The following is a 26,905-nucleotide window of genomic DNA, read 5'->3' as shown; positions in this document are numbered from 1 at the left end:
CCGGGCATGACAGAGTGTGCCGAGGCCTCCCCATGAAATTCTTTTCCTTCTGGCGATCGCTGGCGAGCTTTCGCGTTCGCATCGCGCTCAATCTGAAGAACCTCCCCGCCGAAGTCGTGTTCATCGATCTCGACGCCAACGCGCAGCGCGGCGAAGAGTATCGCCGCGTCAATCCGCAGATGGCGCTGCCGTCGCTGGTGCTGGATGACGGCACCGTGCTGTTCCAGTCGCTCGCGATCCTCGAATATCTCGAGGAGACCCACCCCGCCCCGCCGCTGCTGCCGGCCGATCCGCGCGGCCGCGCCCGGGTGCGCGGGCTCGCGCAAATGGTCGCCTGCGAAGGCCATCCGCTGCTGACGCCGCGGGTGCGCCGCTATCTCGATCACGAACTGAATTTGCGCGACACCCAGCAGGCCGCATGGCGGCGGCACTGGACCGTCGAGACGCTGGCGGCGCTGGAAGGCCATCTTGCCGGCCACGAGGACACGGGGCGCTTCTGCCACGGCGATGCGCCCGGCATGGCCGACATCTGCCTGGTCACCCACGTCACCGCCGCGGTCAATCAGCAGATCGACCTTGCGCCCTATCCTGTCCTGAAGCGCATCTTCGAGACCGCTATGGCGCTGCCGGAATTCGCAAGCGCGCATCCATCGATGCAGCCGGATATGCCGGAGGCGATGCGGAAGAAGGGGTGAGTGAACTTGTCGTCCCGGCGAACGCCGGGACCCATACCGCGTGATCTCTCAATGAGGACTCGGTAACAGAGACCATTCGCAAAACCTCTTCCTGTGGTTATGGGTCCCCCGATGCGCAATTGCGCATCTGAGCTCAAGGCCGGGACGACGGCGGTGTTTGTTGCGACACTGTACACTGAACGCACCTTCGCATTCTCGCGACGCATTACGCCCGAGCTTTGCCAGAAACTTCCTTACCCTCCAATGAGAGGGCGCAGGGAAGACCGGGTGCGCGCTGCACCCGCGGTCTCGTGTGCGGTTAGCACAGGAAATGCTGCACACGAGCATACAGGGCAGCGGTGAACACCCGGCCTTCCCTGCGCAATGGCTTTACGGCTTATGCCGTGATCTCCCCGGAGACGAGTTCTTGGTTGACTCCGTCGCTGCCGTTTCCGCTCACGCTTCTCCGACAGCTTGACGCCGGCAACGGGCGCCAGGACCACACGGTTTTGCCGTACGCTTAATCCACGCCGTCGTCAGACGTGAACAAGCGTCCACCGCATCCCGCCGCGCGTTCGTGACGTGCGCACGCCCCTCTTGTCGGGCGGGACGCGACGATTCAAACCGCTGATTTGCCCGACGAGGGAAGCGGAATTTTGCCCGTCGGGTTAATTTGTCGCAGCGCGATCACTTACCCTCCCCTGAAGGGTAAGAAAGAAGCTCATCCCTTCTGCAAGATCTCCGGGAACGTGGTAAGACCTCGCAGTACGCATCGAACTTCCGTCATTTTTGACCGCCATGATAGGACCGGTAGTTTATACGAAGCGTGCCCTCGGAGGGCCGCGATCATTGATTTCAGATCGGCGGTTTTTGGTATGCGAATAAAAAACGCCGCGGCACTGTTTGCCATCGGATTTTTGTCCGTCAGTTTTTGGCTGCCTGAGAGCGCGAGATGCCAAACCTCGCTTGCTCCACCGCTTTCGCTTGCCCGGCCGGCACCATCGCCGGACGAGGCTGTGCCGCCGCCTCCGGCTGTCATCCTGGCTTCGCCGCCAGCGGCAGCCGAGGACGCGCCTCCACCGAGGGCAACCGCCAAGCGCGCGGCGTCGCCGGTCGCCAGGGACGCGTTCCCGCCAGCGGCAACCGAGGACGCTCCTCCACCAAAGCCAACCGCCAAGCGCGCGCCACCGCCGGTCGCCAGGGATGCGTTCCCGCCAGCGGCAACCGAGGACGCTCCTCCGCCAAAGCCAACCGCCAAGCGCGCGCCGCCGCCGGTGGCCAGGGACGCGTCACCGCCAGCGGCAACCGAGGACGCTCCTCCACCAAAGCCAACCGCCAAGCGCGCGCCGCCGCCGGTCGCGAGGGACACACCGCCGCCGAAACCAGCCACCGACCACGACGGCTTGATCACAAGCATCGAGGACGAGCCCGTCGCAAAGTTACCGGACCTGCCACGCACAGCCAAACGGTCGAAACCCATCAAGGAGCCCGATAGCACCGCCCGGGGACCGTGGGCGGATTCCCCGGAAGATGAGACGCTCAGGCGCAAGCTGACGATCTGCCGCGACTGCAAATAATGGCGCCCGGAATGATGGGGAGATTCACCCCTTCGGCGGATCGAGCCGCTGCAAAATTTCCTGGAACGGCGGCAGCGCCTCGCATCTGATGGCGTGGGCCTGCAGCGCCGGATAGCGCGCATCGAACAGCGCTGGGTGCGCTTCGCTGATGAAGCGCAACGCGCAGGCCACCATGATGTCGGCGTGGCCGATGCGCTCCCCGAACCAGTATGGCGTCGGGATCGGCTCGCGCTCTCTCTCCAGCATCGCGAGCACGCCGCCGATCTGCGTCTGGCAGCGCTCGACCCAAAGCTGCAGCTGCTCCTTGCGCAGCACCCGCTCATAGATCAGGCTGACCGCCTTGTCAGCGAGGCCACTGCCGAGCGCGCAGATCCGCAATTGCCGGCGGCGCAAATCGCCGCGCTCGGCCATCATCGCCGCTTCCGGGCCGACCAGTTCATCGAGCGCATCCAGAATCGCGGCGCTCTCGACGACAGCCTCGCCGCTGGCGAGCACCAATGTCGGCACCCGGCGCAACGGATTATACGGCGCGATCTTGTCCGCATCGCCGAAGGTCGACCACGGCCGGTGCTCGAACGGCAAGCCATACAACCGCAGCGCAATCGCGACGCGGCGGACGAAGGGGGAGTCGTATTGGCCGATCAGGAACATGTTGTGTCTTTACCCTGCTTGTCATGGCCGGGCTTGACCCGGCCATCCATCTGCTTTGAAGGTATATCTTGAAGGCTGATGGATGCCCGGATCAAGTCCGGGCATGACATTCCCCAAACGGAAGGACGGCCATGCGCCTGCCACTCAACGTCCTCGGGCTTTTGTTGCTGCTCCTTGCCGGCTCAGCTCACGCCCAGAGCGGCCCCGCCGGCTTCGTGTCGCCATCGAAAAACATCGCCTGCGCTTATTTCGACTACGACAAGCAGAACACGCTCCGCTGCGACATCATGGAAGCCACGGTGACCGCGCGCCGGCCGGCCGATTGCGATCTCGAATGGGGCAAGGCGTTCGAGATGCGATCCAGGGGCAGCGCCGCGCGCCTGTGCTACGGCGATACAGTGATGGACCCCAAGATGCCGATGCTGGCCTATGGCGAAGTCTGGCAGCGCGGCGGATTTACCTGCACGTCGGAACAATCGGGCGTGACGTGCTTCAACGCGGACAGGCGCGGGTTTTCGCTGTCGCGGGCGAAGCAGGATTTGTTTTGATGTCTGACGAGCAGGAACCGCCGACCCTCGAAATTATCGGTGTGTATTCGCTGACCTCCGACGCAGAAGATTGCAAGCGTTTCATCATAGAGCAGGTCAACAAGCAGGCTTCAGCGGTTTTTACAGAAGAGCAGAAGGCGACGCTTTGCCGGATCGGCCGGGAAGGCGTGCTAGAACCGTACTCTGTCGAAGAAAAAGAGGAAATGGCGGCCGAGCTCTACGATCACCTAGCCGATGCGACCATGTTTGAAGTCCTGGTCAGCAACCCTCATTCAAACTTCGATGTCTGGGCATTCGTTCAACGAAATCCCGCTCAACCCGAAACCCTTTGGCAGGTTGCCTGGAATGAGAAATTCCTGACCGTGGATGGAGAGAATCTAATGGAAGTCGACCCGGGTGCAAAAGCGCCGGCCGCGCGAGTGTTTCGTGTTGCATTCATCATACATTGCTGGCGACCGGACCTTCCTCCGTTGCGCTACGGCGACAGGGAACTTTCGCTTCCACCCATTCATACCCTGCCCGAGCGCCTGTGGCGCCTGGCGCCATATGTACCGCCGCACTGAGAAACCATCTTACTCAATCACCGGCACATGCCTCGCCGCGTCACGCGGCGCGGTGCCATCAAGGCGCGGGTCGTCCTCGATCTCGATTTGCCGCCGGAAGGCGCGAAAGCCGGAGCGCTGATAGAACGCCACCGCTGATGGATGATCGTGCGTGCAGGTGTGCACCCAGAAACGCTCGATCGGCCGCGACCAGGACAGCTCCAGCGCGCGGTTCATCAGCCAGCGGCCGGCGCCGCTGCCGATCAGTTTTGCGGTGACGCCGAAGAAACCAAGCTCGCATTGGCCGGCCTCGCGAAAGTCCAGTTCCAGCAGGCCCTCGCCGCGCCCCTCATGCTCCAGCGCATAGACCTCCACCAGCGGTGAATGGATGATTGCCGCGAGCCTGGCATCCGGCATCCGCGTCCGCGAAATCCATAGCCATTCCTCGCCGACGCGGCGAAAGACGTCGCGATACCAGTCGAGCGCGGGCGTCTCGACCCGGCGCAGCGTCCATGCGCCCTCAGGGTCGGACGGGATCGCGGGAAGTTCGGTCATCTCCAGATGCGTAACGACGGTGGCGATCTTGCCGGAGGGGACGTCGAAGTTGCCGTCGGGGAGAATCATGCGTTCGCTCGCTGCCAGAGGACATCGACCTGCCCGCCACGCGGGAGGCGGACAGTCAATGTCAGTCGATCCTGAATAAGTTCGAAGACCCGCTCCTGATCGGTCCCGTTCCAATTCGGAAAGGAGCTGGCTTCGACGTGGATGGCAAGAACCCGGCGGGGTTCGTCGATGACGTAGGTGCCGAAATAGGTGATGGTTCCAAGCGCGGTCTTTTTTGCCTCTTCCGCCGATATCTGCGCGATCTGGCCGAAGTTCTCGATCTGGTAGTTGACGCGATCCGAGCGCATGACCGAGATCATGTAGTGGCCGGCCGTATCGAAGAAGGCCAGGCCCTGGGGATTCTCGCCGAATTGCTCCAGTTTGGTTCCATCACCGTTGGTCTGCTTCCATGAAACAAGGGTCCAGGTGCCGGCAAGCTGCTCCTTGAGCGGTCTTCCGGCGGCACCTTGCGTCATCAGCCCTCCCCCTCATCACTTGCCAGCACGCCCTTCACCGCCCGCATCCAGCCCGCCAGTTTCCGCTCCCGCGTCGCTGCACTCATCGCCGGTTTGAACCTGTGCTCCAGCCGCCAGTTGTCTGCAAACTTCGCGGGCTCGGGATAGACGCCCGCCTGCAGCCCCGCGAGGTAGGCGGCGCCCAAGGCCGTGGTTTCCTGGATCATCGGGCGATCGACCGGCGCGTCGAGCAGATCCGCAAGGCGCTGCATGGTCCAGTCGGAGGCGGTCATGCCGCCGTCGACGCGGAGCACGTTGGCGGCCTTTTCGCCCGGCCAGTCGGCACGCATCGCCTCGCGCAGGTCGTAGGTCTGGTAGCAAACGCTTTCCAGCGCGGCGTGCGCGAGTTCGGCCGGGCCGGTATTGCGGGTGAGGCCGAACAGCGCGCCGCGGACGCGCGGATTCCAGTAGGGTGCGCCGAGGCCGACGAAGGCCGGCACCAGATAGACGCTCTGCATCGAATCGGATTTGTCGGCGAGCGGGCCGGTCTCCGACGCCTGCTTGATGATGCCGAGGCCGTCGCGCAGCCATTGCACGGCGCTTCCAGCGACGAAGATCGAGCCTTCGAGCGCGTAGGTGCGCTTGCCGTTCAATTGATAGGCGATGGTGGTGAGCAGCTTGTTCTTCGAGGCCACCGGCGTGGTGCCGGTGTTGAGCAGGGCAAAACAGCCGGTGCCGTAGGTCGATTTGATCATGCCGGGCGTGAAGCAGGCCTGGCCGATGGTCGCGGCCTGCTGGTCGCCGGCGATGCCTGATATCGGAATCGCGCCGCCGAACAGGCCTGGCTCGCTCTCGCCGAATTTGGCGGAGGAATCCTTCACCTCTGGAAGCATCGAGCGCGGCACGCGCAGCAGCTTTAGCAGGTCGTCGTCCCATTCGCCGGTGTGGATGTTGAACAGCAGCGTGCGCGAGGCGTTGGTGGCATCCGTCGCATGCACCTTGCCGCCTGACAGACGCCACAGCAGATAGCAATCGACGGTGCCGAACATCAGTTCGCCGCGCACGGCGCGTTCGCGCGCGCCGGGCACGTGGTCGAGGATCCATGCAACTTTGGTGCCCGAGAAATAGGGATCGATGATCAGGCCGGTCCTGGCCGAGATCGCCGGCTCATGGCCTTCGGCCTTCAGCTTGGCGCAGATGTCGGCGGTGCGGCGGTCCTGCCAGACGATGGCGCGGTGCACGGCCTGACCGGTGGCGCGGTCCCACACGACCGTGGTCTCGCGCTGGTTGGTGATCCCGATCGCGGCGATGTCCTTTGCCTTCAGGCCCGCCTTCTCCAGCGCCTCGCGGCAGACCATCACCGTCGAGGTCCAGATATCCTCCGGCTCGTGCTCGACCCAGCCGGAGGCCGGGAAATGCTGCGGGAATTCCTGCTGCGCCGTGGCGGCGATCGAGATGTCGCTGCGAAACACGATGGCGCGCGAGGATGTGGTGCCCTGATCGATCGCCAGCACAAAGGACATGATGGTGCTTCCCGGAAAGGTTGGTGGTGGCCGAGAGGCAATCCGATTGAGAGGCGAAGGTCAATATGGGGGAACGGCGGTGCGCTCCCTCTCCCGCGCTTGCGGGGGAGGGTTGGGGTGGGGGCTCGCGCGGCGATGGGACTCGTGGAGAGAGCCCCCACCCGCCTTCGCTTCGCTACGGCACCCTAAGAGCGAGCTTCGCTCGTCTCGACCCCCGCAAGCGCGGGAGAGGGGAAGAAAAACTACGTCGCCGCTGTCGTCACCCCGCCATCCACCACAATCGTCTGGCCGGTCATGAACGTCGAGGCGTCGGAGGCAAGATACGCCACCGCGCCGGCGATTTCGTCGGGTTCGCCGATGCGGCGCAGCGGCGTTGAGGCGGTGCGGCGCTTCAGGTTCTCAGGATCTTCCCACAACGCCTTGGCGAAATCGGTTTTCACGAGGCCCGGCGCCACGCAATTGACGCGAACGCCCTTCGGGCCCCATTCGCCGGCGAGGCTGCGGCACAGCGAGAAATCCGCGGCCTTGGAGATGCCGTAGGCGCCGATCACGGTGGAGCCGCGAAACCCGCCGATCGAGGAGATGATGACCACCGAGCCGTTGCCGCGCTCCGCCATTTGCGGGATCGCCTGCGCGCACAGCCAGATGTTGCTCTTGACGTTGGAGCCCATGATCTTGTCGAAGGCCTCGTCCTTGATGTCGAGCAGCGGGCCGTAGTACGGATTGACCGCCGCGTTGCACACCAGGATGTCGACCTTGCCGTAATGCTTCGTGGTGCCCGAGATCAACGCGTCGACTTCCTCGCGGCGCGAGATGTTGCAGGGAATGACATGGGCATCGCCGCCGGCCTTCTTGATGCCTTCGGCGACCTCGTGACAGGCATCCGCCTTGCGGCTGGAGATCACGACCTTGGCGCCGAGCTTTGCGAGCAGTTCCGCCGAGGAGCGACCGATGCCGCGGCTCGAGCCGGTGATGACGGCGACACGGCCGGTGAGATCGAACGGGGTTCCCTTCACGATACGCTCCCTTTTTGTTTTTAGTCGTTTGTCATTCTCTGTCCGTCATGCCCGGGCTTGACCCGGGCATCCACGTCTTTCTTTGCCGCCAAGACGTGGATGGCCGGGACAAGCCCGGCCATGACGACGAATTATGTTCGTCATTCCGGGGCGATGCGAAGCATCGAACCCGGAATCTCGAGATTCCGGGTCTGGTCCTTCGGACCATCCCGGAATGACGGAAACCTACATCAACCCACCCGCATCCGTGACACGGCGGAGGTGGTAATCCGTGTCGCCAAAAGTGTTCTCGATCATGGTCAGGCGCTTGAAGTAGTGGCCGATCTTGGCTTCCTGGGTCATGCCGATGCCGCCGTGGAGCTGGATCGACTGCTGGCCGACGAACTTCAGCGATTTTCCAATTTGCACTTTCGCGGCCGCCACAGCCGTCGCGCGCTCCTTGGCGTTGTCGAAATCGGCCGCCATGGTCGCGAACATCGACATGCTGCGGGCCTGCTCGACGGCGACGAACATGTCGGCGGCGCGGTGCTGCAGGGTCTGGAAGGTGCCTATCGCGACACCGAACTGTTTTCGCGTCTTCAGGTACTCGACGGTGGATTTCAGCGATTCATCCATCGCCCCGACGGCTTCGGCGCACATCGCGGTGCGGGCGTCGTCGACCACGCGCTCGATCAGATCAAGCGCGTTCTCGGGATCGCCGATCGCAGCCTCGGCGCCAACCTCGACGCCGGTCAGCGTGATGTCGGCGGCGTGCAGGCCGTCCTGGGTCGGATAGCCCTTGCGGCCGACGCCCTTGGCATTGGCCGGCACCAGGAATACGCCGATGCCGTTCCTGTCGCGCCGCTCGCCCTTGGTGCGCGCCGTGACGATCAGGGTGTCGGCGTTCTCGCCGTTGATCACGACGAATTTTTCGCCGTCGATCACCCAGCCCGCGCCCTTCTTCTTCGCCGTCGTCGCGACGTCGGAGAGATCGTAGCGCGAGTTCTTCTCGAGCTGCGCAAACGCAAAGGTCTTGCTGCCGTCGATGATAGCAGGAATATGCGCGGCCTTCTGCTCGGCCGAGCCGCCATGGCGCAGGAAGCCGCCGGCGATCACGACGGTGGCCAGATAAGGCTCCAGCACCAGCGCCTTGCCCATCGCCTCCATCACGATCGCGGTTTCCACCGCGCCGGCACCGAAGCCGCCGTCTTCTTCCGAGAACGGAAGGCCGAGCAGCCCCTGTTCGGCAAGCTTGCCCCAGACGGTCTTGCTCCAACCGCCCTTCTCGGTGCGGTATTTCTTGCGCGCCTCGAAGTCGTAGGAATCGTTGAGGAGACCGTCGACGCTTTCCTTGAGAAGCCGCTGCTCCTCGGACAAATCAAAATCCATGTTCGTTACTCTCTCCGGCTATCCAAATTCTGTTGTCATGCCCGGGCTTGTCCCGGGCATCCACGTCTTCCTTTTCCGCATCAAGACGTGGATGGCCGGGTCACCTAGCGCGAAGACGCGCTTCGCGCTTTTACCCGGCCATAACGACGATGCGCCGCGCGGCTTACAGCCCCAGCACCGCCTTGGTGATGATGTTGCGCTGGATCTCGTTGGAGCCGCCGTAGATCGAGACCTTGCGGTTGTTGAAGTAGCTCGGCGCGATCTGGGCGGTCCAGTCCATCGCCTCGTTGGAGCCGTCGTCGCCATGCTCGTCATAGGGCGCGGCGAACGGGCCGATCACTTCCATCAGGAGTTCGGTCGTGGTCTGCTGGATTTCCGAGCCCTTGATCTTCAAGACCGAGGACGCGGGATTGGGCTTGCCCTTGCCGTGCTTGCCTTCATCGGCGACGACGCGCAGCTGGGTGAGTTCGAGCGCCTTCAGCTCGATCTCGCAGGCCGCGAGCTTCTCGCGAAAACCCTGGTCCTCGAGCACCGGCTTGCCGTTGGATTCGACCTTGGCGGCGAGATCCTTGATGCGGCGCAGCCGCTCCTTGGAAACGCCGACCCGGGCGATGCCGGTGCGCTCGTTGCCGAGCAGGAATTTTGCGTAATCCCAGCCCTTGTTCTCCTCGCCGATCAGGTTCTCGACGGGAACCTCGACGTCGTCGAAGAACACTTCGTTGACCTCGTGGCCGCCGTCGATGGTCTCGATCGGGCGCACCGTGATGCCCTTCGACTTCATGTCGAACACGATGAAGGAGATGCCCATCTGCTTCTTGGCGTTGTTGTCGGTGCGGCAGAGGCAGAAGATCATGTCGGCGTGCTGGGCCAGCGTGGTCCAGGTCTTCTGGCCGTTGATGATGTATTTGTCGCCACGGCGCTCGGCCTTGGTCTTCAGCGAGGCGAGGTCCGATCCGGAGCCCGGCTCGGAGAAGCCCTGGCACCACCAGTCGTCGACATTGGCGATGCGCGGCAGATACTGCTTCTTCTGCGCTTCATTGCCGAAGGTGTAGATCACGGGCCCGACCATGCTGACGCCGAAGGCGAGCGGCGCCGGCGCCGGGTGCATCTGCAGTTCTTCGTTGAAGATGTAGTGCTGCACGGAGCTCCAGCCGGTGCCGCCATATTCCTTCGGCCAGTGCGAGACGCCCCAGCCCTTCTTGTTCAGAATGCGCCACCAGGTGACCATCTCGTCCTTGGACAGGTGGCGGCCCTCCTGCAGCTTGCGCCGTGTATCCGGCGGCACGTTATCCCTGAAGAAGGCCCGCACTTCCTCACGAAACGCTATTTCTTCCTTGCTGAAAGCGAGATCCATCGGATCCTCCTTACTGAGCTAATCGTTGCTTGGGTTGAACCGCCTGCGGCGAAGGTTGCCGCAGACGCAATTCGTGACGCGACAATTTTCCGACCGGCGTGCGCGGCAATTCATCGACGAAATCGACCGCCGCCGGGATTTCATGCTTGCCGAGCTTGCCGGTGAGGAAGCTGCGCAGCTCTTCCAGCGCGAACGGTTTTGCATCCGCGCGCAGCTTGATGAAGGCTTTTGCCGCTTCGCCGCGGTAATCGTCGGGAATCCCGATCACGATCACTTCCTGCACCGACGGGTGCGTGTAGATCGCCTGCTCGATCATCTGCGGATAGACGTTGAACCCGCCGGAGATGATCATGTCCTTCTTGCGGTCGACCAGATAGAAATAGCCGTCGCCATCCATGTAGCCGATGTCGCCGGTCAGGAAGCGGTCGCCGACGAAGGCTTCCGCGGTTTCCTTCGGCCGGTTCCAGTAGCCTTTTGTCACATTTGGTCCGCGGATGCGGATTTCACCGACTTCGCCGACCGGCATCAGTTGCTTGGGATCGTCGAGCGACACCACGTCCATCTCGATCCCCGGCAGCATCAAACCGATCGAGCCCGGCTTGTCCGGGCCTTCCTTGGGATGCGCGGTGCCGGGCGAGCAGGTCTCGGTCATGCCCCAGCCGCTCTTCAGCTTCATGCCGACGCGTTGCTCCAGTATCCGCGCGACCTCGACCGGCAGCGGTGCGCCGCCCGAGCCGACGCTGACCAGCGAGGAGAGATCGCGCTTGTCGAGATCGGGCAAGGCCGCGATCGCGATCCACATCGTCGGCACGCCGGGGAACGCGGTGGCGCGCTTGACTTCGATGTCGCGCATGACGGACTCGACATCAAAGCGTTGATGCAGCGAGATCAGATGGCCGCGACGGATCGAGGACAGCAGCACCACCGTCAACGCATAGATATGGAACAGCGGCAGCACGCAGATCACGCGCTCGATCGGATTGTTGCGCTCGGCGCGCGACGGCTTGCCCCAGACGTCGTAGACCGAAACGGCAGAAGTCAGGTTGCCGTGGCTGAGCATGGCGCCCTTGGGCAGGCCCGTTGTGCCGCCGGTATATTGCAGCAGCGCGACATCGTCGGCGCTCATGACAGGCCATTGCGAAGGCTTGGCCGCGCCGTCGGTGAATTGTTTGTAGGTGATGACAGCGGGATTGTTCGGCAACGCCGTCTGCGGTGTGCCGACCTTGCCCCAATCATCGTCCTCGCAAACGATCAGGCGATCGAGCAGGCCCTTGTCGAGAAATTTCAGCGCGGTTGGCAACAGCGCCGACAAATTGCTGGTGACCAGCACGCGCGCGCCGGAATCCGAGAGCTTGTGCGACAGCGCGATCTCGCCGTCGAGCGGGCTGAGATGCACGATGCGGGCACCGGCCTTCAACGCACCGAAGAAATTAATGGGATGGTCCGGCGAATTGCCGAGGAACAGCGCGACCGAATGACCCTTGCCGTAGCCGGCGCGGAGGAAGGCCGAGGCTGCCGTCTCCACCAGGGATTCGAGCGCGGCGTAGCTGATCGGCCGGTCGCGGAATTCAAGCGCAGGACGCGATCCGAACTCGGCGGCTGCTGCCGACAACAAATCAGGCAGCGTGCCGCGCGGCAGCGGATCGTCCCAGTGAACGCCGTGCGGATAGAACTGTTCGCCGGGATGGGTCATGCAAATTCTGCGACGCGTGAGGTGAGCACAAATCTACGGGCTCCCTCCCCCCTTGCGGGGGAGGGTTGGGGAGAGGGGTCCACACGGGCAGTCCCGATGACGCCACCCCTCTCCCTGACCTCGAGAGCGAGCTTCGCTCGCCTCGGACCCCGCAAGGGGGGAGGGAACGGAGAGTGCGAGCCTGTGTCGCCTTCGGCCATCAAGCCGCCTTCGACTGTGCCAGCGACGCAAACGTCTTACCTTCGGCGGCGAGACGCTTGAGCAGCGGCGCCGGTTCGAGCGAGGGATCGTTGGTCTCCTTGGCGTAGTACGACAAGCGGTCCGCGATGTGCTTGAGGCCGACCTGGTCGGCATAGAACATCGGGCCGCCGCGATAGATCGGCCAGCCATAGCCATAGAGCCAGATCACGTCGATATCGCTCGGACGCGCCGCGATGCCCTCCTCCAGGATCCGCGCGCCTTCGTTGATCATCGGGTACATCATGCGCTCGAGGATTTCGTCGTCGCTGACGACACGGGTCTTGCGGCCGAGGCGCTGCAGGGTTTCCGCGATCAGCTTCTCGACTTCCGGATCGGGCATCGGCGAACGCGAGCCGCCTTCATACTTGTAGTAGCCCTTGCCGGTCTTCTGGCCGAAGCGGCCGGCTTCGCACAGCGCGTCGGCGATTTCCGACTTGAGGCCGCGGTCCTTGCGCGAGCGCCAGCCGATGTCGAGGCCGGCGAGATCGCCCATCGCGAACGGGCCCATCGGCATGCCGAATTTCGTCACGACAGCATCGACCTGCTGCGGCAAGGCGCCTTCGAACAGCAGCTTTTCGGACTGCTTGCCGCGCTGGGCGAGCATGCGGTTGCCGACAAAACCGTCGCAGACGCCGACCACCGCCGGAACCTTTGCAATTTTGCGCGCGATCGAGACGGCCGTGGTCAGCGCATCCGGCGCAGTCTTGTCGGCGCGGACGATCTCGCACAGCTTCATCACGTTGGCCGGCGAGAAGAAGTGCATGCCGAGCACGTCCTGCGGACGGCTGGTGACCTTCGCGATCTCGTCGATGTTGAGATAGGAGGTGTTGGAGGCGAGCACGGCGCCCTTCTTGGCGTATTTGTCGAGCGCGGTGAACACTTCCTTCTTGACCGCCATGGTTTCGAACACGGCTTCGATGACAAGGTCAGCGTCCTTGACGTTCTCGAGGCCGACCACGCCGGTGATCAGGCCCATGCGCTTGGCCGGAGCGTCGGCTGGGATGCCACCGCGCGCGGCGGTCGCCTCGTAATTCTTCTGCATCACGCCCATGCCGCGCTTGAGCTGCTCTTCGCCGGTTTCGATCAGCGTCACCGGGATACCGGCATTGGCGAACGACATCGCAATGCCGCCACCCATGGTGCCGGCGCCGATGATCGCAACGCGCTCGACATTGCGCGGCTTTGTGCCTTCGGGAACGCCAGCGACTTTTGCCGCCTCGCGCTCGCTGAAGAAGGCGTAGCGCTGTGCCTTCGACTGGTCTGATGACACCAGCTTGAGGAAACCTTCGCGCTCCTTCTTCAACCCTTCGTCGAACGGCAGTTCGATCGCGGCGCGCACGGCGTCCGCGGCGGCGAACGGGGCTTCCAGCCCGCGCGCCTTTTTGGTGAGGGCCGCGACGGCGTTGGTGAAGATCGAAATGTCGGCCTTCGCCGCGGCGAGCTTTGAATCGTCGTCGCGCAGCTTGCGCAGCGGGCGCTTCTCCGCCAGCACCTTGAGGGCAAAGGCCTCGCCGCCCGAGGCCGGGCCTTCGACGATTTCCTCGATCAGGCCGTTCTTGAGGGCATCGGCGGCGCTGATCGGATCGCCGCTGACGATCATCTTGACCGCCATTTCCGGGCCGATCGCGCGCGGCAGGCGCTGCGTGCCGCCGGCGCCCGGCAACAGGCCGAGTTTCACTTCGGGCAGGCCGAGTTTTGCCTCTTTGGTCGCGACGCGGTAGTGGCATGCCAGAGCGACTTCGAGACCGCCGCCGAGCGCGGTGCCGTGGATGGCGGCAATGATCGGCTTCGGGGAATTCTCCATCGCGACCAGCACTTCATGCAGGCCGGGCGGCTTCGGCGGCTTGCCGAATTCGGTGATGTCGGCGCCGGCGATGAAGGTGCGGCCGCCGCAGGTCAGCACGATCGCCTTTACCTCGGGATCAGCGATCGCGGCCTTCATGCACTCGAAAATGCCGCCACGCACGGCGGCGCTGAGCGCGTTTACCGGGGGGCTGTTGACCGTGACGATGGCGATGGCGTCATGACGTTCGAGTGTTACGACTTCGTTCACGGGACTCTCCCTTGATCCTTGTTCTTGGTTTGCCGCTCGACTTGCGTTGAGTAGCTACGGAGTTTTGTTGATTTCGCACTGCGAAATTCAATTCCACATCTTGACAGCGAGGGTTATTTTGAAGCACGTCCCTTGTCAACGAGCTCGGCACAGCAGCAGGCAATGAAACGTCCAGGGAAGAAAGCGGCGACTGACCGCAGCTTCGTCGTCGCGCTCTCCCGCGGACTTGATGTGTTGCGCGCATTCCAACCCAACGACGGGCTTCTCGGCAATCAAGAGATCGCTGCCCGTACTAAATTGCCGAAGCCAACCATTTCCCGGCTGACCTACACCTTGACCAAGCTGGGTTATCTTACACCCGTTCCGCGGTTCGAAAAGTATCAGCTCGCGCCATCAGCCATGGCCCTGGGGTATGCCGCGCTGGCCAATCTCGGCGTTCGGCATTTGTCCGAACCCTACCGTGAAGCGCTGATGCGCGAGACCGGCGGCGCGGTTGCGGTCGGCGGCCGCGACCGTCACAGCATGATCTATTTCGGCCAGAGCCGGACCGGCTTGCTTGGCGTGCAGCTCGACGTCGGTTCGCGGGTACCGATCGCGACCACCGCGATGGGACGCGCCTATATCTGGGCACTGCCCGATGACGAGCGCGCCGCTTTGTTGCGTGAACTGCGCGATCATTACGGCAGCCGCTGGGCCCGGATGCGCGACGGCATCGAACGCGCAGGCGAAATGGTGGTGCGTCAGGGATTCACGATCTCCGCAGGCGAATGGCAAGACGATGTGCACGCGGTAGGCGTCGCGTTGAAGCTCAGCGATGGAACCGGGCCGTATGCCTTCAATTGTGGCGCGCCTGCTTTCCGTTTCACGGAAGATCGCTTGATCAACGACATTGGACCTCGCCTTGTGACGATGGTAAGGAACATCGAGGCGGCGCTGGGCGGCGCAGCCCCGCAATCCAAAAAAGAAGAGAACAAGAAGTTGAAAGCAGGAGGGAAAGTTGCACGTGTGGTCGAGGGGATCAGGTAGCCATCATCATGACCAGCGCAGTTTTTCGCGCGGTCATTCCCGCCGCATGAGTCATGTGGGCGAGACGCGATGACGCAGGCACAGCTCGCGCAGGGAAATGCTCCCCTGCTTGCGGTTCGCGACGTCAGCGTCGTGTTCGGCGGCATCATCGCGTTGAATGGCGTGTCCTTTGACATGCACAAGGGCGCCATCCTCGGCCTGATCGGACCGAACGGCGCCGGCAAGACAACGCTCTTCAATTGCCTTTCCAGGCTTTATCAGCCGAGCACCGGCGACATCCTGATGGAAGGCGCCAGCATCCTGACGCGGCCAGCGCACAAGATCGCCGAGATCGGCATCGGCCGCACCTTCCAGAACGTCGCGCTGTTTCCCAATCTCTCGGTGATGGACAACGTTCGCGTCGGCTGCCACGCGCGCTCCTCAAGCGACATCATCTCGGATTCGCTGAAGCTCGCCTGGGTTCGCCGCGGCGAAGCCGAGATCAACAGGAAGGTTCATGAGATCCTCGATTATCTGGATCTCGGTGACGTCGCACACACCGTGGTATCCGGCCTGCCCTTCGGCACCCAGAAGCGCGTCGAGCTGGCGCGCGCGCTGGCTGCCGATCCGAAGATCCTGCTGCTCGACGAGCCCGCCGGCGGTCTCAACCACGAGGAAGTTCACGTGCTCGGCGATCTGATCCGCCGCATTCGCGATGAACGCCATATGACCGTGCTGCTGGTCGAACATCACATGGGCCTTGTCATGTCGATTGCCGACCATGTCGTCGCACTCAACTTCGGCCGCAAGCTTGCCGAGGGAACCCCGGCCCAGGTCCAGGCCGACCCGGATGTCATCAAAGCCTATCTGGGGAGCAAGGACGACCAATGACCGCGATGCTCAACGTCAAGGATTTGCGGGCCTATTACGGCCAGGTCCAGGCGCTCCATGGCCTGTCCTTTGCCCTCAACGAGGGCAGCCTGACCACCCTGCTCGGGGCCAACGGCGCCGGCAAGACCACCACTTTGCGGGCGATCTGCAACATGGTGCGCTCCACCGGCGCGATCGAATTCGAGGGCAAGTCGCTCTCCGGCCGCTCGACCGAAAACGTCGTCCGTCTCGGCATTGCGCATGTGCCACAGGGCCGCGGCACCTTCACCACCATGACGGTGGAAGAGAACCTGCAGCTCGGCGCCATCACGCGCAGCGACTCCAAGGCCATCGTTTCCGACATCGAGCGCATGTACGCGCATTTCCCGGTGCTGAAGGAACGCCATACCCAGCAGGCCGGAACGCTGTCGGGCGGCGAACAGCAGATGCTCGCCGTCGCGCGTGCGCTGATGTTGCGGCCGCGGCTGATGCTGCTGGACGAGCCGTCGTTCGGTCTCGCCCCCCTGATCGTGCGCGACCTGTTCAAGATCCTCGGCAAGATCAACCGTGAGGACAAGGTTACCATTCTGGTGGTGGAGCAGAACGCGCAACTGGCGCTGGAGCTCGCCGACCAGGCCTATGTGATCGAAACCGGAAAAATCGTGATGTCGGGGAACGCGAAGGAAATCGCGAGCAACGAAGACGTCCGCAAATCCTATCTGGGCTACTGAGGAGCACGGCCGTGGAACTATTTACCAACCAAGTCCTGGCCGGCGTCGCCACAGGCGCGATCTATGCCTGTATGGCGCTCGCGGTGGTCATGATCTACCAGGCGATCGACCATCTGAATTTCGCCCAGGGCGAAATGGCGATGTTCTCGACCTTCATCTCCTGGCAATTGATGCAATGGGGCGTGCCCTATTGGTGGTCATTCCTGCTCACGCTGGCGATTTCGTTCGCAGGCGGCATCCTCATCGAGCGGCTGCTGTTCAAGCCGCTCGCCAAGGCCCCGGTCCTGACCAACGTCGCCGGCTTCATCGCTCTGTTCGCCATCGTCAACTCGGTCGCCGGCCTGATCTGGGATTTCACCATCAAGCAGTATCCGACGCCGTTCGGATCCTCGCCCTTCCTCGGCAGCCAGCTGATCTCGACCCACCAGGCCGGGATGATCGGTGTCACTCTCCTGATGCTGGTCGGGCTGTACCTGTTTTTCCAGTTCACCCGGATTGGCCTTGCGATGCGCGCTGCTGCGGCGTTGCCGGAATCGGCGCGGCTGGTCGGCGTCAACACCTCCTGGATGATTGCGCTCGGCTGGGGCATGGCCTCCGCGATCGGCGCCGTCGCCGGCATCCTGATCGCCCCGGTCGTGTTCCTCGAACCGAACATGATGGGCGGCGTCCTGGTTTACGGCTTTGCCGCCGCCGTGCTCGGCGGACTTAGCTCGCCGCTTGGCGCCGTCATCGGCGGCTTCCTGGTCGGCGTCTTCGAGAACCTCGCCGGCACCTACATCCCCGGCGTGGGCAATGAACTGAAACTGCCGATCGCGCTTGCGCTGATCATCACCGTCCTGGTCTTCAAACCTGCCGGTCTCTTCGGCCGAGCCATCGTCAAGCGAGTCTGATCATGAGCGCAGCTGCAGAAGACGCCGTTACAGAATCCCCGGCCGTCGAGGCCGTTCCGAAGCGCGCCATGACGCTTGGCACCGGCACCTCGCTGGTGATCCTGGCGGCGCTGCTCGTTACCCCTATATTCGTGAAGAACTTCGTCGTCTTCCAGATGACGATGGTCATGATCTACGGGATCGCGGTGCTGGCGCTCAACATCCTGACCGGTGGAAGCGGTCAGTTCTCGCTCGGCCAGAGCGCGTTCTACGCGCTCGGCGCCTACACGTCAGCGGTCCTGATGGAAGTCGCCAACGTGAACTACGCGCTGACGTTGCCGATCGCGGGGCTGGTGTCGTTCGGCGCCGGCTATTTGTTCGGCAAGCCCGCCTTGCGGCTTTCCGGCATCTACCTGGCGCTGGCCACCTTCGCGCTGGCGGTCGCCATGCCGCAGCTCCTGAAGCTGCATTTCCTCGAGGCTTGGACCGGCGGCGTGCAGGGCCTCACCGTCATGAAACCCGATGCGCCGTTCGGCCTGCCGATCGGACAGGACAAGTGGCTCTATTACTTCACACTGGCGATCTCGCTGGCGATCTATATCGGCTCGATCAACCTGCTGCGCTCGCGCTCGGGCCGCGCCTTCATGTCGATCCGCGACAATGAGATCGCGGCCTCAGCCATGGGCGTTGACGTCGCACAGTACAAGACGCTCGCCTTCGGCGTGTCCGCGGGCATCACCGGCATCGCCGGCGGGCTCAGCGCCATCGTCGTGGCGTTCGTGGCGCCCGACAGCTACACGATCAACCTCGCCATCGCGCTGTTCCTCGGCATGGTGGTCGGCGGCGTCGGCTGGCTGCCGGGCTCGTTCGTCGGCGCCGCCTTCATCATCTTCGTGCCCAACATCGCCGAGAGCATCTCCAAGGGCCTCTCCGGCGCCGTGTTCGGCGTGCTGCTGTTCCTTGTCATCTTCCTGGTGCCGCACGGCGCAAGGCAGGTCGCAATGGTTGCCCAGCATTTGCTCGGCAAACTAACGAAGAAGAACTAACCTCAAACTCGAAGACAGGAATCCGGATATAATGATGCTTTCGACAAGAAGCGCCGCGTTCGCGACGGCGCTCATCGCCTCTGTTGCCGTCAGCGGCAGTGCCCTCGCCCAGAAGAAGTACGACACCGGCGCGTCCGATACCGAGATCAAGATCGGCAACATCATGCCCTACAGCGGACCGGCGTCCGCTTACGGCGTGATCGGCAAGACCGAAGAGGCCTACTTCAAGAAGATCAACGCGGAAGGCGGCATCAACGGCCGCAAGATCAACTTCGTCACCTACGACGACAGCTACAGCCCGCCGAAGGCCGTCGAGCAGGCCCGCAAGCTGGTCGAGAGCGACGAAGTGCTTGTGGTGTTCAATCCGCTCGGCACGCCGTCCAATTCCGCGATCCAGAAGTATCTCAATTCGAAGAAGATACCGCAGCTGTTCGTCGCGACCGGCGCCACCAAATGGAACGAGCCGAAGGACTTCCCCTGGACGATCGGCTGGCAGCCCAGCTACCAGAGCGAAGCGCGGATCTATGCCAAGTTCCTGATGAAGGAAAAGCCGGATGGCAAGATCGCGGTGTTTTATCAGAACGACGACTTCGGCAAGGATTACCTCAAGGGCCTGAAGGACGGCCTCGGCGCCAAGGCGTCGATGATCGTGGCCGAGGAAAGCTATGAGACCTCGGAGCCGTCAATCGACTCCCACATCGTCAAGCTGAAAGCCACCGGCGCTGACGTCTTCATCAGCATCACGACGCCGAAGTTCGCCGCCCAGGCCATCAAGAAGATCGCCGAAGTCGAATGGCGGCCGCTGCACATCGTCTCCAACGTCTCGGCCTCGGTCGGCAGCGTGATCAAGCCGGCGGGCTTCGAGAATGCGCAAGGCATTCTCTCGGCCAACTACGCCAAGGACGGCGCGGACGCGCAGTGGGACAATGATCCCGGCATGAAGAAGTTCTACGAATTCCTCGCCAAGTATTATCCCGAAGCCAACAAGCTCGACGGCTCGGTGGTCTATGGCTACGGCGCGGCGCAGACCATGGTGAAGGTGCTGGAGATGTGCGGGGACGACCTGACCCGCGCCAACGTAATGAAGCAGGCCGCCAGCCTGAAGGACTTTGCGCCCGACACCCTGCTGCCCGGCGTCAAAATCAACACGTCAGCCAAGGACTTCGCCCCGATCGAACAGCTTCAGATGCAGCGGTTCAAGGGCGAAAAATGGGAGCTGTTCGGCGACATCATCAGCGGCGAACTCAATAATTAGTCTTTCTTTTTGACGCGTTTTCTACCGCAGATAAGTCTACGCAATCTGCGTAAACTTGATTGCTGGGCGAACCGGTACCCACTTCGCTCGAAAACGCTCTGATATTCCGCGTCACGGGCAGTCCGCCCGGGACTTGAGACTAAAATATCGCCCCCCGCGACACCGTCGCGGGGGGCTTTTTGTTGCCCGGCGCGACCGAAAGGTATTGAATGATGGCAGGGGCCGCAAAGTGCTCCAACTTCAAGAAAAAACGACACATTCATCGTGGTCTCCAGGGAGAGAAAAACATGCCTGCTATCAACTTGCGATTGGGGGCCTTTTCGGCCGCCCTCGCATTGCTCGCCGCCACCAGCAGCGGCGCGATTGCCCAAAAGAAATACGACACCGGCGCATCCGATACCGAAATCAAGATCGGCAACATCATGCCCTACAGCGGACCCGCATCCGCCTACGGTGTGATCGGCAAAACGGAAGCCGCCTATTTCAACAAGATCAATGCAGAGGGCGGCATCAACGGCCGCAAGATCAACTTCGTCTCCTACGACGACGCCTACAGCCCGCCGAAGACGGTCGAGCAGGTGCGCAAGCTGGTGGAGAGCGACGAAGTCTTGCTCGTCTTCAATCCGCTCGGCACGCCGCCGAACTCGGCGATCCAGAAATACATGAACCAGAAGAAGGTGCCGCAACTGTTCGTCGCCACCGGCGCGACCAAATGGAACGACCCCAAGGAGTTTCCCTGGACCATCGGCTGGCAACCGAACTACCAGAGCGAAACCATCATCTACGCCAAGTACATTCTGAAGCACAAGCCGGACGCCAAGATCGGCGTGCTGTACCAGAACGACGATTACGGCAAGGATTACCTGAAGGGCCTGAAGGACGGACTTGGCGCCAAGGCGGCGTCGATGATCGTCCTGGAAGAGAGCTTCGAGGTTTCGCAGCCGACCATCGACTCCCATATCGTCAAGCTCAAGGCGAGCGGCGCCGACGTGTTCATCAACATCACGACGCCGAAGTTCGCTGCGCAGGCGATCAAGAAGAACATGGAGATCGGCTGGAAGCCGCTGCACTTCCTCAACAACGTCTCGGCCTCGATCGGCAGCGTCATCAAGCCTGCCGGCTTCGAAAACGCCCAGGACATCATTTCGTCGAACTACCTGAAGGATCCGACCGACAAGCAATGGAAGGACGATGCGGGGATGAAGGCCTGGAACGAGTTCCTGGACAAATACTACCCCGAAGCCAACCGCGCCGACGCGTCGGTCATGTACGCCTACACCGTGGCCCAGGGCCTCGTTCACGTGCTGAAAGCCAGCGGTGACAACCTGACCCGCGAAAACATCATGAAGCAGGCCGCCAGCATCCAGAACCTCGAGCTCGGCGGCTTGCTGCCCGGCATCAAAGTCAACACCTCGGCGACCGACTTTGCCCCGATCTCGCAATTGCAGCTCATGAAGTTCAAGGGCGAGGGCTGGGAACTGTTCGGCGAAATTCTCACCGGCGACGTCGGCGGCTAGTTCGACTGCCTGACTACTAAAGGAGCAGCCCCTGCGGCATCGCCGCAGGGGCTTTTTCTTGATGCTTTCCGCTAAATCGTATTCAATCCCGTCCACGTCATGCGCGAACTGCAATCAACAACAGAGCATGACGCTTGCACAAAAAGACAATCTCAAAAAGGGAGACTTGGAATGCCTATTGCTACCAGCAGACTCGCCATTGCCTCGGCCGCGCTCATTGCGTTCGCAGCCACGAGCAACGGCGCGCTCGCTCAAAAAAAATACGACACCGGCGCGTCCGATACCGAAATCAAGATCGGCAACATCATGCCCTATAGCGGCCCTGCTTCGGCCTACGGCGTGATCGGCAAGACCGAGGAGGCCTATTTCAAGAAGATCAACGCGGAAGGCGGCATCAACGGCCGCAAGATCAACTTCATCAGCTATGACGATACCTACTCACCGCCGAAAACCGTCGAGCAGGCACGCAAGCTGGTCGAGAGCGACGAGGTGCTGCTGGTGTTCAACCCGCTCGGCACTCCGCCGAATTCGGCGATCCAGAAATATATGAACAGCAAGAAGGTGCCGCAGCTGTTCGTCGCCACCGGCGCCACCAAGTGGAACGATCCGAAGAACTTCCCCTGGACCATGGGATGGCAGCCCAACTATCAGAGCGAAACGCAGATCTATGCGAAGTACATCCTGAAGGAGAAGCCGAACGCCAAGATCGCCGTGCTCTATCAGAACGACGACTACGGCAAGGACTATCTGAAGGGCTTCAAGGACGGGCTCGGCGCCAAGGGCGCGTCGATGATCGTGATCGAGGAGAGCTATGAAGTCTCCGAGCCGACGATTGATTCCCACATCGTCAAGATGAAGGCGACCGGCGCCGACGTGTTCATCAACATCACCACGCCGAAATTCGCGGCGCAGGCGATCAAGAAGAACGCTGAAATCGGCTGGAAGCCGCTGCACTTCCTCAACAACGTCTCGGCCTCGATCGGCAGCGTCATCAAGCCGGCCGGCATGGAAAACGCCCAGGACATCATCTCGTCGCAGTACCTGAAGGATCCGACGGATGCGCAGTGGAAGGACGATCCCGGCATGAAGGCCTGGAACGCGTTCCTGGACAAGTATTATCCGGAAGCCAACCGCGCCGATGCGTCGGTGATCTTCGGCTACACCGTGGCCCAGGGTCTCGTTCATGTGTTGAAGGCTTGCGGCGACGATCTCACGCGCGAGAACGTCATGAAGCAGGCGGCCAACATCAAGAACCTCGAACTCGAAGGCTTGCTGCCGGGCATCAAGGTCAACACGTCACCCACCGACTTTGCGCCGATTTCGCAGGTGCAACTGATCAAGTTCAAGGGCGAGACCTGGGAACGCTTCGGCGAAATCCTCTCCGGTGACGTCGGCGGCTAGAGCCTTTTCCGTTGAATCGGAACGGGGCTCTAGATTCTTGATCTGACGCGTTTTCTTGACGCGAACCGTTGGCCACTTCGCTGGAAAACGCTCTAGCTATTTGGAATTTCGATCGGCCCATTTGTGGCCTCAAGCGCCCCCGCGGTCTCACCCGCGGGGGTTTTCTTTTGCGGCGATTGGATGGATAACCGGTCTTCCATTCGCGATCTCTGGCGTGAAACCGATGACCGACCGACGTCCCCTCCTGCGTGCGATCTTCGATGCGGCCGTCGCGGCCGCGCATCCCGATGTGGTGCTGTCGGCGCATTTGCCTCCCGCACCCCAAGGCCGGGTGATCTGCCTCGCCGCCGGCAAGGGCGCCGCGGCCATGGCCGCGGCCGCCGAGCGCTACTATCTCGATACGCTCGGGCTCGACCCGGAGCGCCTCACCGGCATTGCCACCACCCGGCACGGCCACGGCGTGCCGACGCGGCGGATCAGGGTGGTCGAAGCCGGCCATCCCGTGCCCGACGAAGCCGGGCTGAAAGCCGCCGACGACACGCTGCGTCTCGCGGCCGAGGCTACCGCCGACGACCTGTTGCTGGTGCTGCTGTCGGGCGGTGGCTCGGCGAACTGGATCGCCCCGGTCGAGGGCGTGTCATTTGCACAGAAGCAGCAGGTGAACCGCGCGCTATTGCGTTCGGGCGCGCCGATCGGCGAGATGAATGTCGTCCGCAAGCATCTGTCGCGCATCAAGGGCGGCCGGCTGGCCCGCGCCGGGCACCGCGCCGCCGAAATCGTCACGCTGGCGATCTCGGACGTGCCGCACGACGATCCATCCGCGATCGCGTCGGGGCCGACGGTGCCGGATCCGACCACGCTGGCGGACGCCCGCGCGCTGGTCGCGAAGTACAATCTCGCCGTCGACGATGCGGTTCGGCGTGCGCTGGACGACCCGAAGAACGAGAGCTGCAAGCCCGGCGATCCCGCGTTCGCGCGAGCGCGGTTCGAACTGATCGCGCGGCCGAAGGCCTCGCTCGATGCGGCGATCAGGATCGCCCAGGATGCTGGCTACGCCATCATCGGTCTCGGCGCCGACCTCGAAGGCGAGGCGCGCGAGGTCGCGGCCGCGCACGTCCGACTGGCGCTGAAAGCGCGCAGCGAGGGCAAGCGCACCGCGATCGTGTCGGGCGGCGAACTCACCGTGACCGTGCGCGGCAATGGCCGCGGCGGCCCCAACCAGGAATATGCGCTGGCGCTGGCGGACCTCTTGAAAGAGATACCGGACGTTAGTGCTCTGGCCGGCGACACCGATGGCGCGGATGGCGGCGCCGGCAGCGCGAGCGATCCCGCCGGGGCCGTGATCGACCAGACCACATTTGCGAAGATGAAATCGCTTGGCCTCGATCCCAGGGCGTATCTGGACAATAACGACGCCACCGCCTTCTTTGTGGCAACCGGCGACCTGCTGCTGACCGGTCCGACGCTCACCAATGTCAACGACGTCAGGGTGATCCTGGTCGATTGAATTTAGGGCCGCGGTCCTTCGGTTTGTTCCTTCGGTTTGATATCCGCCCGGGCCGGCGGCATTAACGTTTTGTTGAGGACATTCGCAGGAACCCGCAAGCAATTGCCGCCTCTCAAAGCTGCAATTCACCAGCCTGGTCCTTAATAGGACCCTCCTTATTGCCGGGGTGCCGCAAATCGCGGCAGGGGGAACGCGGAAATGGTGGATTCTGTAGCGGGGGCGATCCGCCCCGAGCCCGCTCACTTGAGTGCGCGGCTCGAGGAGGCGATCAATCATCTGTCGCTAGGCATTGTCGTCTTCGACGAGAAGCGGCAAGTCGTCTTCTGCAACAGACGTTACATGCAGATGTACGGGCTTTCGCCGGAACAGGTGAAGCCGGGAACGCCGACCAGCGAACTGATCCGGCACCGACTGAAGCTCGGCCTGAAGGTGGCGGTGGCGCCGGATGATTACGTTCGCGCCCGCGTCGGACAGGACATCGCGCTCGACACCACGTTCCAGGAATTCACCGACGGGCGGATCATCGCCTACACGGTCTACCCGATGCCCGGCGGCGGCGGGATGTCGACCCACGAGGACATCACCGAGCGCGAAGAACTCCATGCGCGCCTGAAGACCCAGTACGACCTGGGACGGGAGCAGGAAGAGGCGCTGCGGATACGAAACTTCCAGTTCGACACCGCGATCAACAACATGTCGCAGGGGCTGTGCTTCTTCGATTCAGACCACCGCCTGATCGTGTGCAACGACCGCTTCGTCGAGATGTACGACATCCCGTTCGGCCGCGTCGGCCCCGGCACGCCGCTGACCGACATCGTCGATCTTCGCTTTGAAGCCGGCAGCTTCCCCGCGATGACCCGGGATGAATATCTGAACTGGCGTACCAATGTGGCGGTTTCCAACGTCGCCAAAGACAGCATCGTCGAACTGCAGAACGGGCGCACCTTCAAGATCCGCCATCGGCCGATGCCCGGCGGCGGCTGGGTCGCCACGCACGAAGACATCACCGAGCAGCGGCAATCCGAGGTCAAGATCGAATACATGGCTCACCATGATTCGCTCACCGAGCTCGCCAACCGGGTGCTGCTCAACGAACGGCTCGAACACGCCCTGGGCCGCGAGGAAACGGTCGCGGTTCATCACCTCGATCTTGATCAGTTCAAGGCCGTGAACGACACGTTTGGCCATCACGCCGGCGACAAGCTTCTGAAGATCGTCGCCGAGCGCCTGTGCGGGCTGGTTCGTGACACCGACACCATTGCGCGAATGGGCGGCGACGAATTCGTCATCGTGCAAGCGCCGATCGCGGACCCGGCCGACGCAACGTCGCTGGCGCAGCGCGTCATCGGCCTTTTGAGCGAGCCCTACGACCTTGACGGCCACCAGGCCGTGATCGGCGCCAGCATCGGCATCTCGGTCGGACCCGGCGACGGCAACAGCCCCGACAAGTTATTGCGGAGTGCGGACCTTGCGCTGTACCGCGCCAAGGGCGACGGACGCGGCACGTTTCGCTTCTTTGAGCCGGTGATGGATCTGCAGATGCAGACGCGCCGCGTCATGGAACAGGATTTGCGCAAGGCGCTGCCGGCCGGCGAGTTCGAACTGCACTATCAGCCCGTCGTCAATCTGGCGAGCAACGAGATCAGCGGATTTGAGGCCCTGATCCGCTGGAATCATCCGACCAAGGGCATGATTTCTCCGGCCGCGTTCATCCCGCTGGCGGAGGAGATCGGATTCATCGTCCCGATGGGCGAATGGGTCATCCGCCAGGCCTGCGCGACCGCGGCGCAATGGCCCGGCAACCTGCACATCGCCGTCAACATTTCGGCGGTGCAGTTTCGCAACCCCGGCCTGATGCAGGTGATAACAGGCGCGCTTGCCGCCTCGGGACTGGACCCGGCCCGGCTGGAGATCGAAATCACCGAGACCGTGCTGCTGCACAACAAGGAAGCGACACTCGCGGTGCTGCATCAGTTGCGCGAGCTCGGCATCCGGATCGCGATGGACGATTTCGGCACCGGCTATTCCTCGTTGACCTATTTGCAGAGTTTTCCGTTCGACAAGATCAAGATCGACCGCTCCTTCGTCAAGGACATCACCGAGAACTCCGGCTCGCTCAACATCGTGCGGGCGGTCGCAGCGCTCGCCAACGGCATGGGCATGACGGCCACCGCCGAAGGCGTGGAGACCAAGGAACAGCTCGACAGCATCGCGTCCGAAGGATGCACGGAGATGCAGGGCTTCCTTTTCAGCAAGCCGCTCCCCGCCCGCGAGATCGAGCGGCTGTTCCTGACGGGAAACGGGGCGAAGGCAGTTGTTGGACGTATCGTCGCGGCTTAGTCGCGGCCGTCATTCCGGGGCGCGCGAAGCGCGAACCCGGAATCTCGAGATTCCGGGTTCGCGCTTC

General features: G+C 62.7%; 22 protein-coding genes. 13 read left to right on the top strand and 9 right to left on the bottom strand.

The genetic code is table 11. From position 1 onward, the window contains the following. Window positions 1-32: 32 nt before the first annotated feature. The gene (maiA, locus tag ABIE49_RS25450) at window positions 33-695 is read left to right on the top strand and encodes a maleylacetoacetate isomerase (protein WP_192737127.1); all 663 of its coding nucleotides are present in this window, start codon (window positions 33-35) and stop codon (window positions 693-695) included. Between the two features lie 1,580 nt (window positions 696-2,275). Here the strand turns inward: maiA and ABIE49_RS25445 are convergent. Beyond that, window positions 2,276-2,902, bottom strand: a complete 627-nt coding sequence (locus ABIE49_RS25445; RefSeq protein ID WP_192737126.1) for a glutathione S-transferase family protein — start codon at window positions 2,900-2,902, stop codon at window positions 2,276-2,278. 131 nt (window positions 2,903-3,033) lie between these two features. Between ABIE49_RS25445 and ABIE49_RS25440 the strand changes: the two genes are divergently transcribed. Together ABIE49_RS25440 and ABIE49_RS25435 are read left to right on the top strand one after the other, a co-directional pair. Further along, window positions 3,034-3,450 (top strand): DUF6636 domain-containing protein, encoded by a 417-nt coding sequence (locus ABIE49_RS25440; RefSeq protein WP_192737125.1) that lies wholly within the window; start codon window positions 3,034-3,036, stop codon window positions 3,448-3,450. Further along, entirely contained in the window at window positions 3,450-4,013 is a 564-nt protein-coding gene (locus ABIE49_RS25435) for a hypothetical protein (RefSeq protein ID WP_192737124.1), read from the top strand. Before ABIE49_RS25440 ends, ABIE49_RS25435 begins: the two co-directional genes overlap by 1 nt. 9 nt (window positions 4,014-4,022) lie before the next feature. On the opposite strand, the gene ABIE49_RS25430 is transcribed toward ABIE49_RS25435, so the two are convergent. From ABIE49_RS25430 to ABIE49_RS25395, 8 genes are all read right to left on the bottom strand, one after another. After that, on the bottom strand, window positions 4,023-4,616 hold the full coding sequence (locus ABIE49_RS25430) for a GNAT family N-acetyltransferase (RefSeq protein WP_192737123.1): 594 nt from the start codon (window positions 4,614-4,616) through the stop codon (window positions 4,023-4,025). Beyond that, window positions 4,613-5,071, bottom strand: coding sequence for a lipocalin-like domain-containing protein (locus tag ABIE49_RS25425; RefSeq protein ID WP_192737122.1), 459 nt, complete (start codon window positions 5,069-5,071; stop codon window positions 4,613-4,615). The genes ABIE49_RS25430 and ABIE49_RS25425 overlap by 4 nt, the downstream gene beginning before the upstream one ends. Further along, on the bottom strand, window positions 5,071-6,573 hold the full coding sequence (gene glpK, locus ABIE49_RS25420; protein ID WP_192737121.1) for a glycerol kinase GlpK: 1,503 nt from the start codon (window positions 6,571-6,573) through the stop codon (window positions 5,071-5,073). The genes ABIE49_RS25425 and glpK overlap by 1 nt, the downstream gene beginning before the upstream one ends. A gap of 242 nt (window positions 6,574-6,815) precedes the next feature. Then, window positions 6,816-7,589 (bottom strand): SDR family NAD(P)-dependent oxidoreductase, encoded by a 774-nt coding sequence (locus ABIE49_RS25415; protein WP_192737120.1) that lies wholly within the window; start codon window positions 7,587-7,589, stop codon window positions 6,816-6,818. Window positions 7,590-7,814: 225 nt separating this feature from the next. After that, window positions 7,815-8,957 carry a pimeloyl-CoA dehydrogenase small subunit gene (gene pimD / locus ABIE49_RS25410; protein WP_192737119.1) on the bottom strand — a complete coding sequence of 381 codons (1,143 nt, stop codon included), beginning with the start codon at window positions 8,955-8,957 and terminating at the stop codon, window positions 7,815-7,817. Between the two features lie 163 nt (window positions 8,958-9,120). Then, a complete protein-coding gene (pimC, locus tag ABIE49_RS25405; protein WP_192737118.1) occupies window positions 9,121-10,311 on the bottom strand; it encodes a pimeloyl-CoA dehydrogenase large subunit in 1,191 nt (396 codons plus the stop codon). Between the two features lie 10 nt (window positions 10,312-10,321). Next, the gene (pimA, locus tag ABIE49_RS25400) at window positions 10,322-12,004 is read right to left on the bottom strand and encodes a dicarboxylate--CoA ligase PimA (protein ID WP_192737117.1); all 1,683 of its coding nucleotides are present in this window, start codon (window positions 12,002-12,004) and stop codon (window positions 10,322-10,324) included. Between the two features lie 199 nt (window positions 12,005-12,203). After that, window positions 12,204-14,297, bottom strand: coding sequence for a 3-hydroxyacyl-CoA dehydrogenase NAD-binding domain-containing protein (locus ABIE49_RS25395; RefSeq protein WP_192737116.1), 2,094 nt, complete (start codon window positions 14,295-14,297; stop codon window positions 12,204-12,206). A 162-nt stretch (window positions 14,298-14,459) separates the two neighbouring features. Between ABIE49_RS25395 and ABIE49_RS25390 the strand changes: the two genes are divergently transcribed. From ABIE49_RS25390 to ABIE49_RS25345, 10 genes are all read left to right on the top strand, one after another. Beyond that, window positions 14,460-15,323, top strand: coding sequence for an IclR family transcriptional regulator (locus ABIE49_RS25390; RefSeq protein WP_192737210.1), 864 nt, complete (start codon window positions 14,460-14,462; stop codon window positions 15,321-15,323). A 69-nt stretch (window positions 15,324-15,392) separates the two neighbouring features. Further along, the gene (locus tag ABIE49_RS25385; protein WP_192737115.1) at window positions 15,393-16,193 is read left to right on the top strand and encodes an ABC transporter ATP-binding protein; all 801 of its coding nucleotides are present in this window, start codon (window positions 15,393-15,395) and stop codon (window positions 16,191-16,193) included. After that, a complete protein-coding gene (locus tag ABIE49_RS25380; RefSeq protein ID WP_192737114.1) occupies window positions 16,190-16,903 on the top strand; it encodes an ABC transporter ATP-binding protein in 714 nt (237 codons plus the stop codon). The genes ABIE49_RS25385 and ABIE49_RS25380 overlap by 4 nt, the downstream gene beginning before the upstream one ends. An 11-nt stretch (window positions 16,904-16,914) precedes the next feature. Next, window positions 16,915-17,793, top strand: coding sequence for a branched-chain amino acid ABC transporter permease (locus ABIE49_RS25375; protein WP_192737113.1), 879 nt, complete (start codon window positions 16,915-16,917; stop codon window positions 17,791-17,793). A 2-nt stretch (window positions 17,794-17,795) separates the two neighbouring features. Then, on the top strand, window positions 17,796-18,818 hold the full coding sequence (locus tag ABIE49_RS25370) for a branched-chain amino acid ABC transporter permease (RefSeq protein ID WP_192737112.1): 1,023 nt from the start codon (window positions 17,796-17,798) through the stop codon (window positions 18,816-18,818). A gap of 34 nt (window positions 18,819-18,852) precedes the next feature. Continuing rightward, window positions 18,853-20,073, top strand: a complete 1,221-nt coding sequence (locus ABIE49_RS25365) for an ABC transporter substrate-binding protein (RefSeq protein ID WP_192737111.1) — start codon at window positions 18,853-18,855, stop codon at window positions 20,071-20,073. A gap of 287 nt (window positions 20,074-20,360) precedes the next feature. Further along, a complete protein-coding gene (locus tag ABIE49_RS25360) occupies window positions 20,361-21,590 on the top strand; it encodes an ABC transporter substrate-binding protein (protein ID WP_192737110.1) in 1,230 nt (409 codons plus the stop codon). Window positions 21,591-21,761: 171 nt separating this feature from the next. Beyond that, window positions 21,762-22,991, top strand: a complete 1,230-nt coding sequence (locus ABIE49_RS25355; RefSeq protein ID WP_192737109.1) for an ABC transporter substrate-binding protein — start codon at window positions 21,762-21,764, stop codon at window positions 22,989-22,991. A gap of 223 nt (window positions 22,992-23,214) precedes the next feature. Continuing rightward, on the top strand, window positions 23,215-24,498 hold the full coding sequence (locus tag ABIE49_RS25350; RefSeq protein WP_192737108.1) for a glycerate kinase type-2 family protein: 1,284 nt from the start codon (window positions 23,215-23,217) through the stop codon (window positions 24,496-24,498). 198 nt (window positions 24,499-24,696) lie between these two features. Next, a complete protein-coding gene (locus tag ABIE49_RS25345; protein ID WP_192737107.1) occupies window positions 24,697-26,838 on the top strand; it encodes a sensor domain-containing protein in 2,142 nt (713 codons plus the stop codon). The last annotated feature ends 67 nt before the right edge of the window (window positions 26,839-26,905 follow it).

The sequence above is a fragment of the Bradyrhizobium sp. OAE829 genome (genome assembly GCF_040546575.1).
GTDB lineage: Bacteria > Pseudomonadota > Alphaproteobacteria > Rhizobiales > Xanthobacteraceae > Bradyrhizobium.
Note: the sequence above shows the minus strand (reverse complement) of the source record. Positions and strands in the feature narration are given on the sequence as shown.

Excerpts from the sequence above, each read along its gene's own strand:
- maiA (WP_192737127.1), top strand. The coding sequence starts at position 33 with ATGAAATTCTTTTCCTTCTGGCGATCGCTGGCGAGCTTTCGCGTTCGC.
- ABIE49_RS25445 (WP_192737126.1), bottom strand. The coding sequence starts at position 2,902 with ATGTTCCTGATCGGCCAATACGACTCCCCCTTCGTCCGCCGCGTCGCG.
- ABIE49_RS25440 (WP_192737125.1), top strand. The coding sequence starts at position 3,034 with ATGCGCCTGCCACTCAACGTCCTCGGGCTTTTGTTGCTGCTCCTTGCC.
- ABIE49_RS25435 (WP_192737124.1), top strand. The coding sequence starts at position 3,450 with ATGTCTGACGAGCAGGAACCGCCGACCCTCGAAATTATCGGTGTGTAT.
- ABIE49_RS25430 (WP_192737123.1), bottom strand. The coding sequence starts at position 4,616 with ATGATTCTCCCCGACGGCAACTTCGACGTCCCCTCCGGCAAGATCGCC.
- ABIE49_RS25425 (WP_192737122.1), bottom strand. The coding sequence starts at position 5,071 with ATGACGCAAGGTGCCGCCGGAAGACCGCTCAAGGAGCAGCTTGCCGGC.
- glpK (WP_192737121.1), bottom strand. The coding sequence starts at position 6,573 with ATGTCCTTTGTGCTGGCGATCGATCAGGGCACCACATCCTCGCGCGCC.
- pimD (WP_192737119.1), bottom strand. The coding sequence starts at position 8,957 with ATGGATTTTGATTTGTCCGAGGAGCAGCGGCTTCTCAAGGAAAGCGTC.
- pimC (WP_192737118.1), bottom strand. The coding sequence starts at position 10,311 with ATGGATCTCGCTTTCAGCAAGGAAGAAATAGCGTTTCGTGAGGAAGTG.
- pimA (WP_192737117.1), bottom strand. The coding sequence starts at position 12,004 with ATGACCCATCCCGGCGAACAGTTCTATCCGCACGGCGTTCACTGGGAC.
- ABIE49_RS25390 (WP_192737210.1), top strand. The coding sequence starts at position 14,460 with ATGAAACGTCCAGGGAAGAAAGCGGCGACTGACCGCAGCTTCGTCGTC.
- ABIE49_RS25385 (WP_192737115.1), top strand. The coding sequence starts at position 15,393 with ATGACGCAGGCACAGCTCGCGCAGGGAAATGCTCCCCTGCTTGCGGTT.
- ABIE49_RS25380 (WP_192737114.1), top strand. The coding sequence starts at position 16,190 with ATGACCGCGATGCTCAACGTCAAGGATTTGCGGGCCTATTACGGCCAG.
- ABIE49_RS25370 (WP_192737112.1), top strand. The coding sequence starts at position 17,796 with ATGAGCGCAGCTGCAGAAGACGCCGTTACAGAATCCCCGGCCGTCGAG.
- ABIE49_RS25365 (WP_192737111.1), top strand. The coding sequence starts at position 18,853 with ATGCTTTCGACAAGAAGCGCCGCGTTCGCGACGGCGCTCATCGCCTCT.
- ABIE49_RS25360 (WP_192737110.1), top strand. The coding sequence starts at position 20,361 with ATGCCTGCTATCAACTTGCGATTGGGGGCCTTTTCGGCCGCCCTCGCA.
- ABIE49_RS25355 (WP_192737109.1), top strand. The coding sequence starts at position 21,762 with ATGCCTATTGCTACCAGCAGACTCGCCATTGCCTCGGCCGCGCTCATT.
- ABIE49_RS25350 (WP_192737108.1), top strand. The coding sequence starts at position 23,215 with ATGACCGACCGACGTCCCCTCCTGCGTGCGATCTTCGATGCGGCCGTC.
- ABIE49_RS25345 (WP_192737107.1), top strand. The coding sequence starts at position 24,697 with ATGGTGGATTCTGTAGCGGGGGCGATCCGCCCCGAGCCCGCTCACTTG.